The sequence below is a fragment of the Paenibacillus baimaensis genome (assembly GCF_025567575.1).
The window spans coordinates 147,597-163,133 of the sequence record NZ_JAOQIO010000121.1 but is presented as its reverse complement, the minus strand read 5'-3'; the positions used below and the strand labels follow the sequence as shown (position 1 = coordinate 163,133).

The 15,537-nt window shown below is 47.4% G+C and carries 14 protein-coding genes; all 14 read right to left on the bottom strand.

The features are described 5' to 3' along the window. On the bottom strand, positions 1–1,077 hold the full coding sequence (locus OB236_RS35845) for an ABC transporter substrate-binding protein (protein WP_262688329.1): 1,077 nt from the start codon (positions 1,075–1,077) through the stop codon (positions 1–3). Positions 1,078–1,103: 26 nt separating this feature from the next. Next, entirely contained in the window at positions 1,104–1,892 is a 789-nt protein-coding gene (locus tag OB236_RS35840; RefSeq protein ID WP_262688328.1) for an ABC transporter permease, read from the bottom strand. Positions 1,893–1,916: 24 nt separating this feature from the next. Next, positions 1,917–2,714, bottom strand: a complete 798-nt coding sequence (locus tag OB236_RS35835; RefSeq protein WP_262688327.1) for an ABC transporter ATP-binding protein — start codon at positions 2,712–2,714, stop codon at positions 1,917–1,919. A 156-nt stretch (positions 2,715–2,870) separates the two neighbouring features. Then, positions 2,871–4,166, bottom strand: a complete 1,296-nt coding sequence (locus OB236_RS35830) for a homocysteine synthase (RefSeq protein ID WP_262688326.1) — start codon at positions 4,164–4,166, stop codon at positions 2,871–2,873. Positions 4,167–4,219: 53 nt separating this feature from the next. After that, on the bottom strand, positions 4,220–5,542 hold the full coding sequence (locus OB236_RS35825) for an LLM class flavin-dependent oxidoreductase (protein ID WP_262688325.1): 1,323 nt from the start codon (positions 5,540–5,542) through the stop codon (positions 4,220–4,222). A 159-nt stretch (positions 5,543–5,701) separates the two neighbouring features. Further along, positions 5,702–7,072: an LLM class flavin-dependent oxidoreductase gene (locus OB236_RS35820; protein WP_262688324.1), complete on the bottom strand. Its 1,371-nt coding sequence runs from the start codon at positions 7,070–7,072 to the stop codon at positions 5,702–5,704. 162 nt (positions 7,073–7,234) lie between these two features. Further along, on the bottom strand, positions 7,235–7,831 hold the full coding sequence (locus OB236_RS35815; protein ID WP_262688323.1) for a TetR/AcrR family transcriptional regulator: 597 nt from the start codon (positions 7,829–7,831) through the stop codon (positions 7,235–7,237). Positions 7,832–7,993: 162 nt separating this feature from the next. After that, positions 7,994–9,685, bottom strand: a complete 1,692-nt coding sequence (ilvD, locus tag OB236_RS35810) for a dihydroxy-acid dehydratase (RefSeq protein WP_262688322.1) — start codon at positions 9,683–9,685, stop codon at positions 7,994–7,996. Positions 9,686–9,705: 20 nt separating this feature from the next. Next, positions 9,706–10,371, bottom strand: coding sequence for a GntR family transcriptional regulator (locus tag OB236_RS35805; protein WP_262688321.1), 666 nt, complete (start codon positions 10,369–10,371; stop codon positions 9,706–9,708). Positions 10,372–10,725: 354 nt separating this feature from the next. Beyond that, entirely contained in the window at positions 10,726–10,953 is a 228-nt protein-coding gene (locus OB236_RS40265; RefSeq protein ID WP_408638557.1) for an S-layer homology domain-containing protein, read from the bottom strand. A gap of 465 nt (positions 10,954–11,418) precedes the next feature. After that, entirely contained in the window at positions 11,419–12,312 is an 894-nt protein-coding gene (locus tag OB236_RS35800) for a class I SAM-dependent methyltransferase (protein WP_262688320.1), read from the bottom strand. A 62-nt stretch (positions 12,313–12,374) separates the two neighbouring features. Beyond that, positions 12,375–13,844, bottom strand: coding sequence for an MDR family MFS transporter (locus OB236_RS35795; protein WP_262688319.1), 1,470 nt, complete (start codon positions 13,842–13,844; stop codon positions 12,375–12,377). 117 nt (positions 13,845–13,961) lie between these two features. After that, positions 13,962–14,888 carry an NAD(P)/FAD-dependent oxidoreductase gene (locus OB236_RS35790; protein WP_262688318.1) on the bottom strand — a complete coding sequence of 309 codons (927 nt, stop codon included), beginning with the start codon at positions 14,886–14,888 and terminating at the stop codon, positions 13,962–13,964. Between the two features lie 57 nt (positions 14,889–14,945). Continuing rightward, positions 14,946–15,431: an RrF2 family transcriptional regulator gene (locus OB236_RS35785; protein ID WP_262688317.1), complete on the bottom strand. Its 486-nt coding sequence runs from the start codon at positions 15,429–15,431 to the stop codon at positions 14,946–14,948. Positions 15,432–15,537: the final 106 nt, after the last annotated feature.

Genomic DNA, 15,537 nt, shown 5'->3' with positions numbered 1-15,537 from the left:
TTATTTTTTCGGCAAGAAACTCGTATTGAATGCTTGTTGAACATCTTCATTTTTCTTCAGTTGACCGATATCCTGCAATTGTTTGCTCAGTTCCTGCCACCGTTCCAGCGACATATAGCCTACACCTTTGGTCGCCGCATCTCCACCGTAGATGAAATCTTTTTGCAGCTTTCCTTCATTCACGAGGTAATCGACGGAATTTTCCTTATTGGCTTCGTTTAACACTTTAGCAACCTCTTCAATATTATCCTTGTAGTAATCCCAGCCTTTGACTGATGCTTGCACATAAGCTTTAACGACGTCCGGATGCTCTTTCAAATATTTCTCGGAAGTAATGATAATGCTGTAATAAGGACGGTACCCGGAATCAGCAACGAGCAGGGCACCAACATCAATATTTTGTTGCTTCAGGCTATAGGGAGTATTGGTCGTATAGCCTTGTGTGAGCGCCTTTGGATCGTTAACAAAATTCGTGTATTGGCCAGTAAACTGTACCTCTTTAACACTGTCCAGCTTGTAGGATTTCTTTAAATAAGTCCAATATGCGGCGGTTAAAGCAGCATACACCGTACGACCGTTCAGATCAGAAAAGCTTTTGATATTGTCGCCCTTGTGGAAGAAAATCGCTGATGGGCTTTTCTGCAAAAAGGCTGCTACACCCACGATAGGAATACCCTGCTCCCTCGCAATAAGGATAGAATCAGCACTGGCAAGTCCGAACTCTGCCTGCCCGGCAGCTACGATCTGTACAGCCGATACCTGCGCACCACCTGGTTTAATAGTCACATCCAGGTTGCTATCCTTATAAAAGCCTTTGGCTGAAGCAGCATACAGACCGGCATGTGTGGACTGGGCGAACCAGTCGAGAACCTGGGTAACCTTCGTTTTTTCTTTTAAAATGGAGTCCGAAGCCGGAGCCGTGCTGCCTGTCGGTGGTGCTGTTGCGGCTGTAGGTGCTTTGGTTGGCTCTGACGGAGCCGTAGGGGCGGCAGCAGGTTTGGGCGTGCTTCCGCAAGCGGCCAATATTTGGAATGATAATAAGGAGACAATGAGCAAGCTTACATTTTTTTTCAACATGGTTATTCCTCCGTAGGTGTAAATGATTAGTTTTCTGTCTTCATTTCTGATTCATGCCAAGAGCTTAATAACCTTTTTGCAAGTGCATTGACGAAAAGAAAAAACGAGATACCAAGCAGTGAAGCGGTGAGGCCGCAAGCAAATAGATAAGGTGTCTGCAGCCGCATGGCTGCAAAAGTAATCGAAAAGCCAAGCCCGCCATTGCTGCCACCGATACCGGCAATGTACTCACCTACAATGGCTCCAATAACGGACAATGTGCATGATATTTTCATCCCACCAACGATATACGGCAAGGCGGCAGGGATACGCAGCTTCCACATCCTCTGCCAGCCATTGGCATTGTAGAGATAGAACAGGTTTTTCAAATTTTGCTCGGTGGAGTGAAGCCCGATCAGTGTATTGGATAGCATCGGAAAAAATCCAATAAGAAACGCTATAGTGACAATCGCATTGAACCCCGGACCCAACCAGATGACAATAATCGGTACAATCGCAACGATAGGGATCGTTTGCAATACGATTGCATAAGGATACACGCTGCGTTCGATGATTCTTGAGCTGGCTAACAGAATAGCACCGGCAACTCCAATGACCAGACTAAGGACAAACCCAAGCACCGATTCTAAAGCGGTAGTTAATGCCGCATGCCACAAGTCAGCTCCATTATCCAATACGGCTGCAAACACATCAGTCGGTTTGGGTAGTAAAAAAACAGGTGTACCCAGCAGCTGTAGAATGAATTGCCAGCCGGCAATGAATAGGATAAAGGCTAGTAAAGGCGGTAACAATCCGGAACGCAATCGTCCTGACAAATGACACTCCCCCCTCTCTGTAAGTTAATGACGAAGAACTGCGTTGACCCGGGAAGCTAATTCATTGAATTGAGGGCTGGTACGAAAATCCTCCTGTCGTGGAACCGAGGTGTGTACATCGATTTGACCGACGATTCGGCCTGGTCGTGGTGTCATCACGGCAATTCGCGTTGAAAGATACACAGCTTCGAATACGTTATGTGTTACGAACAATACCGTCATTCGCGGATTGGCTGACCAGATACCGAGTAATTCCTGCTGCAGCGTCTGTCGGGTAAGTTCGTCCAACGCACCAAACGGTTCGTCCATCAATAGCAGGTCCGGTTGAGCAACAAGCGAACGTGCGATAGACACTCTCATCTTCATACCGCCAGACAGCTCCCGAGGTAATGATTTGGAATAGTCCTTCAACCCGACCAACTCCAGCACACGCAGCGATTCCTCGGTCCGCTGTTTGCGTGATATCCCCTTAAGCTCAAGCGGCAGTGCAACATTATCCAGTACATTGCACCAAGGCATAAGCGTTGCATCCTGAAACACGTAAGCAAGGCGTCCGCTCTTTCGCGCTGAATCCGCTGTGCCACCCATCACCTGCAGATTGCCTCCGCTCGGTTCGCTCAAGCCCGCAATCATCCGCAAAATCGTTGATTTGCCGCAGCCGGACGGACCGACAAAGGAAATAAACTCACCTTCTCGCACCAGAAGATTCGCGTCTTGTACGGCAATGGTATGATTTGCATATTTCTTCTCCACTCGTTCCAGTTGGACAAGGGGTTGAGCTAAACTATGCTCAGGAACAGGATGTGGTTTCTCGAGTTCCAATGTTGAATCGTTCCTTAAGTGATCCTCGATGGTTACTTCCCCCCTCTCATCGTTGATGCCATACAAGTAAGCACAAAGCAAACTTCTATTTACATATAATAAACTTAACTTATTGTTATAGTCGGATTTAACGCAAGCCTATTTGAATCCTTCGTGTTACGCGCTTTGGCTGGCTTCAATCGCTTGCTGTAAATCGTAAAGAATATCCTCGATCCCTTCTGTACCAACCGATAGTCGAACCAGTCCCGGTGAAACGCCAGTCGATAGCTGTTCGGCTTCTTGCAGTTGCTGATGCGTCGTACTTGCAGGATGAATAATTAACGATTTAGAGTCCCCGACATTCGCCAGATGCGAGAATAAGGTCACAGCATTAATCAGCTTTTTGCCTGCTTCAATTCCGCCCTTGATTTCAAACGTAAGGATAGCCCCTTGACCGTTAGGCAAATACTTGGCGACAAGTCCATGAGAAGGATGACTTTCTAGTCCTGGATAATTAACCCACTCAACAGCTTCATGCTGTTCCAAATAACGGGCAACCTTCAGCGCGTTCTCGCTGTGACGTTCCAGCCGAAGATGCAGTGTCTCCAAACCCTGCAGCAGCAAAAATGAGTTGAATGGTGAGATCGAAGCTCCTAAATCACGAAGCAGCTGCACACGGGCTTTAATAATATATGCGAGCGGGCCCAGTGCATCTGTGTAGACAAGACCGTGGTAGCTTGGATCCGGCTGTGTCAAGCCAGGAAACTTATCATTAGCCGTCCAATCGAACTTGCCGCTATCCACAATAATTCCACCTATAGAGGTTCCATGACCACCGATGAATTTTGTCGCGGAATGAACTACAATATCGGCTCCGAATTCGATGGGACGAAGCAAGTAAGGACTCGGAAATGTATTGTCGACAATCAGCGGGATACCATGCTCGTGTGCAATTTGAGCTACTGCTTCAATGTCGAGAATATCACCTTTGGGATTACCAACTGTTTCGGCAAATATTGCTTTCGTCTTCTCGTTAATAGCCTTTTTAAAATTTTCCGGGTCAGACGGATCGACGAAACGTACGGTGATACCAAGCTTAGGCAATGTCTGGGAAAACAAATTGTAGGTGCCGCCATATAGGCTTGTTGCGGACACAATTTCATCTCCGGCTCCGGCAATGTTTAGAATGGAAAACGAAATAGCTGCCTGACCGGATGCAGTTGCCAGTGCGCCGACGCCACCTTCCAGTGCCGCAATTCGTTTCTCAAATACATCGGTTGTCGGGTTCATCAGGCGTGTATAAATATTGCCAAACTCCTTGAGACCGAACAGATTGGCTGCGTGCTCCGTATCGCGGAACGTATAGGATGTCGTCTGATAGATCGGAACCGCTCGTGAATTCGTTGCCGGATCTACTTCCTGCCCCGCATGGATAGCCAAGGTGCCCAATTGTAATTTTCTTTCCTCTGTCATATTCGTTCATCCTCCTCATAATGGTTAACTTGTCGTGACATTCATTTCTTAATCTAGCCCAAGAGCTTGTGGCGAAACACACCTGTAGCATACTCATTTTGAACACGTCCCCTGTGTTGTAACACCGGAACGACCTTGCTTACGAATTGTTCGAACGTTTCCGATCGGGTCGCATAAGCGATGTTATAGCCATCTACTCCCGTATGATCCATAAACTGTTCCAACTGATCGGCAATTTGCTCAGGTGTACCCACACGTAATGACCCGACACCGCCAAAGGCAAAATATTTGGACAGCTGTTCAATCCCCCATTCCTCGTCCCCGCCATTTCGCTTGAAAAACTCAAACAAATAATTGGTTCCACTACGCTGCTCGCCCTTACGAATAAAAGCCAACAGGTCGTCGGAGCTGACCGTGGAGAAATCTACGCCAGTCCACACCGATAATAGGGATAACGCACCTTCCGGACTGGAATATGCCAACAAGTTATGTAGTTCTTGCTGAGCCTCTTCCTCCGTATCGCCGATCACCGGGTTGATTTTCGGGAAAAAGAGTATCTCCTCGGGATTACGTCCGTATCGCTCAGCCCTCTGACGGATATCCTGGACAAGAAATTTCGTTTCATTTTCTGTCATTGCATTCAGGAAAATGCACTCGGCATGTTTGGCAGCGAACTCTCGCCCTCGATCGGAGGAGCCTGCCTGGAACAGCACCGGTGTACGCTGTGGAGAAGGCTCGCATAAATGGATGCCCGGCACTTTAAAATATTTGCCTTCGTGGCCGATTTCATGTACTTTAGCGGGATCGGCGTAAATGCGGTTGATTCGATCACGTACAACAGCGCCGTTCTCCCAGCTTTCCTCCCATAGCTTATGGCATACTTCCAGGTATTCGTCTCCACGATTGTACCGCTCATCATGGTCCAGCTGCTTCAAACCGTAATTACGAGCTGTGCTATCCAGATTGGACATCACCATATTCCAGCCCAATCGACCGTCAGTGAGATGGTCAAGCGTCGACATCTTACGTGCCAAAGCATAGGGATGCTCGTATGATAACGAAGCCGTCAGCACGAACCCCAGATGTTCAGTGGCAGCTGCCATAGCCGGGATCGCATAGGATGGATCATTTATAGGAAAATACATTCCTTCCCTTACCGCTGTATCTCTGCTGCCTTGATAGACATCGTACACCCCAAGTATATCTGCAAAAAACAAAGCGTCGAACTTTCCTCTTTCCAGAGTTTGAGCGAGCTCAATCCAATAATCCAAATCCTTGTAACGTTCTACCCGATTACCGGGGTACAGCCATAGTCCAGCATTATCCTGCACGGGATTGGCCATTTCTACCGCATTTAATCGCATACGCTTTGCCATTCTAATCACCACCATGTCCGCTGATTATGATCAGCTTTCATCGATCTCCTCTCTAAATATTTTTATTCCAAGTATTTCGATGCGATTTAATTAATATCAATATAAGGGATGCATAAAATTCTGTCAATTAAAATTATACAAACGTATGTATAAGTTAATTTATGGAAATAACTGCACTTGTTTACCTGGATGATCAGCCGGCAATTGACTGCCTGAACCGAACAGCTTATGGCGCAGAGTACCTGTCTGGTACTCGGTTTGAACACGACCGCGATTTTGCAAAATCGGAACAACTTGCTCGGCAAATTCAACAATACCTGATGGTCTGACCATGTAAGAGATGTTAAAGCCGTCCACATCCGTTTCATCGATAAAACGTTCCATGTAATCGGCAATTTGCTCTGGTGTCCCTGCCGTTACACCTCCCAAGCCTCCGAAAGCAAACAGCTTGGAGAGTTCCGATAATGTCCATTTTTTGTCCTTGTCATACCGGTACAAGGAATCCGCTGTATGCTGGGTTCCGGTCCCTCTTTTTTCCAAAAACTGCAGCAGCTCCTCTTCCTTATAGACAGACAAATCGATACCGGTCCATGAAGAAACCAGAGCCAGTGTGCCCTCGGTGCTAACATGGGATAAATAATCGGCAAGCCTCGCCTTAGCCTCCTCTTCGGTTGTACCAATAACGGGAAGCAGCCTGGGATAGAACTTGATACCTATCGGATCGCGTCCCAACTGCTCGGCACGCCTGCGAATATCAGCGGTCAGGAACTTCGTTTCCTCGGAGGTAATGGCATTGAGAAAAATACATTCTGCATGCTTGGCAGCAAATTCCCTGCCTCGTTCCGACGAGCCCGCTTGAAACAATACCGGAGTCCGCTGCGCAGAAGGTTCACATAGATGAATGCCCGGAACACGGAAAAATTTACCCTCATGCTGAATATCGTGCACCTTCGATGGATCGGTATAAATGCGAGCCTGGCGGTCACGAATTACAGCGTCGTCCTCCCAGCTGCGTTCCCATAGCTTGTAGCAGACCTCAAGAAACTCGTCTCCCCGGTCATACCTAACATCATGGTCCAGTTGGTCCGTCAGGCCAAAGTTTAAAGCAGCGCTTTTCAAATTCGAGGTAACCACGTTCCAGGCGATACGACCATCTGTCAGATGATCAAGCGTCGTCATCTTACGAGCGAGTGAATAAGGATGATCGTAAGTAATGGAACATGTTACGGTAAAACCCAAATGACTTGTAACAGAAGCCATCGCCGGAATGAAATAGGTCGGATCGTTTTTCGGTACACTCATCGCCTCACGCACAGCTACGTCCCTGCTGTTCTGATAGGTGGTCAGGACGCCGAGTGCATCCGGAAAAAACACCGTATCGAATTTGGCACGTTCGAGTAATTGAGCCAGCTCAACCCAATACGATAAATCTTTATAATGTTCCGTATGATCATCCGGGTGCGTCCACAAATAAGTAGCCCCGGTCGGGGAACTATGTTCGATTAAATTCAATCCAATTCGTTTGCCCATATAGTGCCTACCTTTCTTATCAATTAATATCATACTATTCCGCTATGAATAATAATTAATAGAATACAACCATCTCCAATAGCTGTCAACAAGAATTATACATACGTTTGTATAAATTAAACAAACGTATGTTATATTGCGAAAATACAGGATCAAATCATTTTATTTCATATCGATATTCACGCCCAGACCTCTCAACACATAACAGGTAAGTTCAGCCAGTAAATCCTCATAAGATAGCTCATCCTCCGTTGCAACAGTGGCAATGTTCCTACGGCTTGAATGTGCAAATATCGAACCCATAACAAAAAGCAGAGTCGTATCCAATGAATGAAAGCTGAACAGCCCTTGATCATGGCCTCTTTTCAGGATATCACGAATTTTCTCGTACATTGGCAAAATATGCTTCTGGACAATCAGGAAACGGGCTGTAATCAAATGAGTCTCATGCCGTAATATACTGATGATCTCCGGGTCCCTTAGTCGGAAAGCAAGCACTTCTCTCAAAATGCTGCGCAGCTCTACCTCCGGATCGTCCTTCTCGGCATCTACCATCTTGTCTACGCGGTCCATTGGCATAAAGGTCTCGAACAAAGCTTCAAAGATTTGATCCTTACCACCAAAATAATAGGAAATCATGCCGAGATTGGTACCCGCCTCCTTACAGATTTGTCTCACACTGGTTCCATCAAAACCTTGTTTGGCAAACAGCTCCTTGGCCGTCAATAATATTCTTAATTTTGCATCTTGCTGGTTCATGGGCAGACTGGCTCCTAACATCGAGACCTTTATACGGTTCGGTTCATATTTTGGATATCCATCCAGTATACATGATGCTTCTCATGTTTGGCGAGTATTTGAGTATTTAGTCAATAAAAAAAGGCCTAAGTCATGTGAATTTGACTTAGGCCCTGCTTACATTTACTCTAACAAATCCGTGACCGCACCAAGTGAAGCCGAAGAAACGAGCCGCGCATATTTCACAAGAACTCCGGAAGAGACTTTAAGTGGTGGTTGAATCCACGCTTGTCGACGCTTCTCCAGCTCCTCTGGACTGATATCGAAGGTCATCTCCTGTGTTTCGCTATCGATCGTCACAATATCCCCTTCTTCCAGCAGAGCAATAGGTCCGCCTACCTGCGCTTCAGGGGTAATATGGCCAACCACAAAACCATGAGAGCCTCCCGAGAACCTGCCATCCGTTAACAACGCCACTTCCCCGCCGAGGCCCTTGCCTACGATCAACGCTGTGACAGAAAGCATCTCAGGCATCCCCGGTCCTCCCTTGGGTCCCGCGTATCGGATGACGAGTACATCCCCTTTGCGTATTTCGTCGTTCACGATAGCCTCTGTTGCCTCTTCCTCACCATTGTAGACACGCGCAGGCCCGGAAAACCGCAGCTTTTTAAGGCCTGACATTTTGGCTACTGCACCATCCGGTGCCAGGTTACCACGGAGCACGACCAACGGACCATTCGGCTTCAATGGATTATCAAAAGGACGGATAATCGTCTGATCGACATTCAAGTGTGCGGCTTCAGCCAAATTTTCGGCCAAGGTTTTTCCAGTAACGGTTATACAATCGCCATGGAGAAGACCTTGCTCCAGCAACAGCTTCATGACTCCCGCAACACCGCCAATATCGTTCAGATCCTGCATGACAAACGTTCCACTCGGCTTCAGGTCGGCAAGATGCGGCACCCGTAACCGGATTCGTTCGAAATCGTCCAACGTTAAATCGACCTGTACCGAGTGGGCAATCGCCAATAGATGCAGGATCGCATTGGTAGAGCCGCCCAGTGCCATCACAACCGTTATCGCATTTTCGAACGCTGGCTTGGTCATAATATCTCTCGGAGTAATCCCTTTTTCCAGCAGCTCGATCACGGTTTTCCCAGCCTTCGCACACTCCAACGCTTTATCTGGAGAAATAGCCGGTGTGGAGGATGATCCGGGCAAGCTCATTCCTAAAGCTTCAGCAGCAGCAGCCATCGTATTCGCTGTATACATGCCTCCACAAGCCCCGGGGCCTGGACAAGCGTTGCACTCCACGGCATGCAGCTGTTCATCATTGATCTTACCCTCGTGATATTGCCCAACCGCTTCAAATGCGCTTACAATATCAATGTCTTTACCATCCAGCTTCCCAGGCTGAATCGTTCCACCATACACATACACGGCGGGTACATTAATGCGGCCAATAGCCATTAGGCAGGCAGGGGTATTTTTATCGCATCCTCCGACTGCAATAAGTCCGTCAAAACGCTCCGCGTTCGTAACAATTTCAATAGAATCGGCGATGACTTCACGACTTGGCAGTGAGAATAGCATACCCTCATGTCCCATCGAAATACCGTCCGATACTGTGATCGTATTAAAAATCAAGGGCGCTCCGCCATGCTCCTGTACCCCCTTCTTGGCTTGGACGGCTAATTGATCAATATGCATATTACAGGGAGTTACCTCGCTCCACGTACTGGCTACGCCGATCATCGGCTTCTTGAAATCCTCATCCGTAAAGCCAACAGCACGCAGCATGGCGCGGTTTGGTGCCCGATTAACGCCCTCACTGATCACCTTACTGCGAATTCTCAAATCTTTTTTGTCAGACATCACCTTTCACCCTCTCCAAATTAAATGATTGCGTACAGTTCCTGCATAGGTCTTATCAAATTTTGCTTCATCATCGCGGAAGCGCCGGCCGAATCCCGTTTTTCCAATGCTTCGACTATAGCTGCATGCTCCTTGACGGAAGCCATGGTTGCCGTGATGGGCTGCTTCAGGAATACATACTTAAACCTTCTAATATGAATTTGAAGCGATGCGCTAAAGGAAGAAATGTAGATATTGTCCGATAATTCCACAATCAGATTATGAAACTGTTCATCCAGCTCCATCGCCTGATACGGCTGCCCCTGCTCGATCGCCTGAGCAAATTGTTGATTCAATTGTTTAAGTTGCTCAATATGCTGCGGTAATATGAGTGCCGTTGTAAATTCCGCGGCTAGAGCGTGAAGCGCTGCCAGCGTCGGATACATTTTCAAAATATCGTCCTTTTCAATGATCGTTACTTTCGTTTCCTTTCCGGGATGCATCTCAACAAGCCCCTGCACTTCCAGCAGCTGAAAGGCTTCCCGAATCGGCGTTCTGCTGACGGCAAGAGATTCTGCCAACTCAGCGTCCAGCAGCTTTTCACCAGGGAGAAGTGTCCCTTCGATAATCCATCTTTGAATTTGGGATAACGCACGTTCTTTGGCTGACATGCGAATAGGTGAAGAAAAATTTTGAGGTACCGGCATAGACATCATCCTCTGACTTTTGTTATATGCAATATATCGCATACATATATCAATTGCAACTATTATTTGCAGTTAGGGGTAGTGCCAAGGGTCCCGCCAACAAAATGCGGATAACGTACGCTTAGGTATATTTATTGGATCATTCGCAGGATTTCATCATTTTGGAATACAGTGGCCGTAAGGGAATTAAGTTGTTCCGACTGTAAGGTACCCTTTTTAGGCATGCGGAAATAGAAGAAACAACCAGCCTGTAATAACCTCTGATCGTGATCCCTCCACTGAGGCCAAGAAACTGAAATGGACTGCCCTGTGGTAAATTCTACCAAGGCACAGTCCATTTCAAAAGAGATATGACTATCTACTATTTATCAATTTTGCTGCGTCCAGCATACGCTGAACGATTACGGCCGTTTCCGCTCTTGTGATGTTACTCAATGGCATTAACCCTGAATCGGAGCCATTGACCAACTGCTTCATCAACGTTGCAGCAACTGCTTGCTTGGCCCATACATTAACTGCTTTGCTGTCCGCGAACTTGGCTAGAGCAGCTTCAGCTTCTACGCTGCTTACAGCGGTTTCCAGACTTTCTTACTCCTTGCAAACAAAAAAAGGACAATAATTTACGGTGTCCCTCTGGCTTTTACCGACCAAAGTCCCAAGTATTGCCGGTTTGCACATATGTCTTGAGGTTGCTTAAAATCATCCACAAATGATTTCATAAGCACATATGCCCAGTGTTTTTCCTTAACTTCTTTGAAAGGGCTCCGACCACTCAAACAACACTCAAATGATGAATAGTGTTGCTGAAACAAATTGATGAGCTGGATTTCCTTAACGTACGGAATATCCGGCTTACGAACTGAATATTTCGCTTAGCGTGCGATTAACATGCGCACAGCGGTATCTAAAAATGAAAAGTAGGCTATAGACCGATTCGGACAACACATGATACAGCTTAATTGGAAAAATATGAAATATACCATTGAGAAGCTCCACTCATCATTACGGCAAAACACAGCGCGTCCCTTTGTGGTCCCCTTCGCTATTTTACAGATCTTCCCTGGTGTGCATGTTCTGATCCTTCAATCGAATCAATACCTTGCCAAAACGGCCGCTCTGCCGGACAACCACTTTGCCGGACGGATACGTTCGCTCCAAATAGTCAGCTACCGTTTTCAAATTCCGATCATCTGCAGGCAGACCTTGACTGCGGAGCCAGTTCATTATTTCTTGCAACGCCGCTTCTCTGGAGAGTTCCATCGTTTTCGTTTCTCGCGTTATCAGCGACTCATAGGAGTAGCCTTTGAGATAAAGCAAATGGAGCAAATAACCTATTTCCATAGGTTTCTTTTTAAAGGTCGAACTGGTGATGAGAGGCCAGATTTCATTAAACAGACTATACTCAATGGAATCCGCCGGCAAACTGATATAACAAAAATTACGCGAGCAACTGATAATTTTTTCAACATTACCCCAATTATAAATGACCGGACACATCGAGACAAAGACTAGATCGAAAGCATGACCCCAGCCTTTGGCCTGCACGTCAATATACTCAAAAGGCTCCGGTACAATTTCCACCTTGTTTTCGGTAAATTTTGCAGTGTTTTCACCCAGTAGCTCGACCAGCGGAAGAGAGGACTCTACGGCGGTTACACGGGCCCCCCGTTCCGCAAACGGCACTGAAAACACTCCTGATGCGGCACCAATATCTAGCACAGAGACGTTATCGAATCGAACCCCTTGACCTTCAAGCCAGTTAATGATTCGTGTGGTTCGTTTCCTCCCCTCTTCATTAAATGATTGCTCATTAAAAGACTTGGCTTTATGATCAAAAGCTTTGGCCGGTGCAATTCCGGACTTGTTCATCTTGTTTATGATGGTATCGCCATGGTCTTTCCATGCTTTTTCCCATAGGTCTTCATTAAAGAAATCGTTCATGATCGTTCCTCACTTTTCATTATGGTTTATGACTTTCTGTCCTGGACCAACGTCTATCTTTATCATGCCGACCGTTCATTTTTTGTTTCCGGAGATTTCGCTTTACGGAGGAACAAACCAAGAATGAGCGCGCCGAGCGCGATGACAACGCCGACCCAGAACGCGTTATTTATGCCGTTTGCTAGCGCTTTGACTATTTCCCCTGGAGATTGCGAGTCGCTCGAACCACTCAAGTAATTTTTCTGTCCATTTGACATGATACTGATGTACAGGGCAGTGCCAATCGCACCGGCTACCTGCAACAGCGTGTTTAAAATCGCCGTCCCATGCGGGTACAGATGGCGCGGCAACTGGTTGAGCCCAGCCGTCTGTGCGGGCATCATCACCAGCGAGACACCGATCATCATCGCGATGTACACGGTGACTAGAAAACCGGTGCTAGACGCTTCGTCGAACTGGGTTAACAGCCACAACGAGACGACCACAATGACAAGTCCGGGAATGACAAGAACGCGCAGTCCGAATTTATCGAACAGCTTTCCAGCGACCGGAGCCATGATCCCGTTCACTATCCCTCCGGGAAGCAGGATCAAACCAGATTTGAAAGCCGTCAACAGTAGCACTCCCTGCATAAACAACGGAAGCATGATCGCCGTCGAGAAAAACGTCATCATAAGCATGACGAGCAGTACTGCGACAAGCGAAAATAACGGATACCGGAATGCCCGTAAATCCATCATGGGCACCTTTAACAACAGCTGCCGCCAGACGAACAATATCAAGGCGGCACCGCTCGCCACAATCGTCCAGATCACCTCCGGCTCTGACCAACCGTGTTCCCCAGCCTTGCTGAACCCATATACGATTCCACCGAAGCCGATCGTCGAAAGCCCGATGGATAACAGGTCCACTCGCGGTTTCGTGATGTCCGACACATTCTTCAGGACGGCGGCTCCGACGATAATTGAGATCAGTGCCAATGGCAATACAAGATAGAACAGCCAGCGCCACGATAGCCCGTCAACGATCAAACCCGAAATAGTCGGGCCAATCGCCGGGGCGAACATGATGACGAGTCCGAACATCCCCATCGCGCCTCCCCGCTTTTCAGGAGGATACATAACCATGATAGTGTTCATCGTAAGCGGCATCAGCATGCCAGTACCTATCGCCTGAATAATCCGTCCGACGAGCAATACGCCGAATTCCGGCGCAAGCGCCGAGGTGACCGTACCGACCCAGAACAAGCTCATGGCCGAAAGAAACATTTGCCGGGTTGTGAACCATTGCTGCAATACCGCCGTCACCGGAACAAGCACACCGACGACGAGCATGTAGCCGGTAGCCAGCCACTGAGCTGTCGCCGCAGACACTCCGAATGATTTCATCAGTTCAGGGAGGGCATTTCCCATTAGCGTCTCGTTTAAAGCGGCAACGAACATTCCGAGTATAAGGGCAAACATGATCGGACCGCGCTTGAGGTTTTTCAAATCGGTCGATGTTGACGTCGTGTTTATATCTGATGTATTCATCGTTTCATCAACTCCTGACATTTTGTAATAGTAATCCGGGATTGCTGCAGCTCGCAGTTTGGAAAACCGACCCATAATTTGGTGAATATATGGCAACTACAGCTTGTAACTCCTGCCTCAAAAATGTTCATCCGTTTTCCTCCAAGCCTCTACATTTAGTTCATTGTTTATGGCTGCGGCGGCCAATGCGCCCATAGAGGCGGCTGCAATAGCCTGATGCATTCGCGACGCCGCATCCCCGGCGCTATAGACACCCTTAATGTTCGTCTTCCCCAAGATATCGATAAAAACCTTTCCCATTTCCGCGATGTCGCATCCGATGGCTCTCGGTAAGTCAGATCCTATAACCAGATCTGGCTTGAAAAAGATCCCCCTACATGGAATGGTCGTACCGTCTTCAAGAACTACTTGCCGCACGATCCCATCGTTTGCGTCGATGTACTGAATCGGCGAGTCGAACATAGGTACTTGATTAAGCTGTAGCTCCTCGCGCTGAGCATCCGTCAGCTCATCAGGACCGTTCGTACAGATGGTAAAGCGGTTCGTCCAACCGGATATCAATGGAGCGAAGTGCATGAGCTCTTCTCCTTTGTTAATGACGACAAGCGGCTCGTCTCTTAATTCCCAGCCATCGCAATACGGGCAAACAAATGCGCTTTTCCCATAAACCTCCGCCAGTCCGGGAATGTCCAGTGGCCGATCTCTCATTCCGACGGCAAATAACAGCTTTTTGCATGCATAAGTATTTCCAAGCGCAGTCGCAATTTGAAAATGTCCGTCCGTTCCCGCAATCGACACGGCTGTATCCGCCACGAAAAACACGGAGGGATAGGCGCTAATCTCTTCCTTCGCAATTTGCCGGAATTCATTGGGGCTTATTCCGTCGCGGGTGAGAAATCCGTGGGTCTCGCGAGTCACCGCGTTGCGAGGACGGCCTTCATCGATCACCGCTACATTTTTCCTCGCCCTCCCCAGCACGAGAGCGGCGTTCAACCCTGCGGGGCCTCCGCCAATAATCACTACATCGAGATGTTGGTTTTTCATCATCATTACCATCCTTTATAGATCTATAATATCTATAATTAGAGTGCAAGAAGCGTATCACTTCTTGTTTACCTCATGTTTGCAGCGCTTGAAAGCTTCATCCATTACCGACTGGATAGAGTGCTCCCTCAAGTATTGGTGCAGATGCTGTTCCGCGCCGTCCATCACCTTCTCAACCAAACATCCGCTCTTTTTAGGGCATTCATGCTCCAGTAGTACATCCCCAGCTTCCGCTAACAACCGATGCTGCTGCGAATTCGAATTCGAGCATTCAAACAATTGTTGTCTTCCTTCAATTACTTGAATCACATCAAAAAAAGTAATCTGATCGGCCGGTCGTGCCAGCTCGTAACCGCCGTTCACCCCCGGTACCGCACGCACGATTCCATCCTGCCTCAACTTGGACATGATTTTGGATAAATAGCTTTCAGAAACGCCAAGTGTCACAGATAATTCCTTGATTCCAACATGGTTACGACGATCCGAGTGACCCAAATGAATTAAGGCGTGTAGAGCGTAATCTGTACTTTTAGAGTACTGCATGGTCCCCTCCTCCCTTCTAAGACTCTTGTTAATATGGATCTACGATATCTATAATAAATGATTCAATTTCAATTTGCAATGACTTTTTTAGTCAACAATCTGCTAT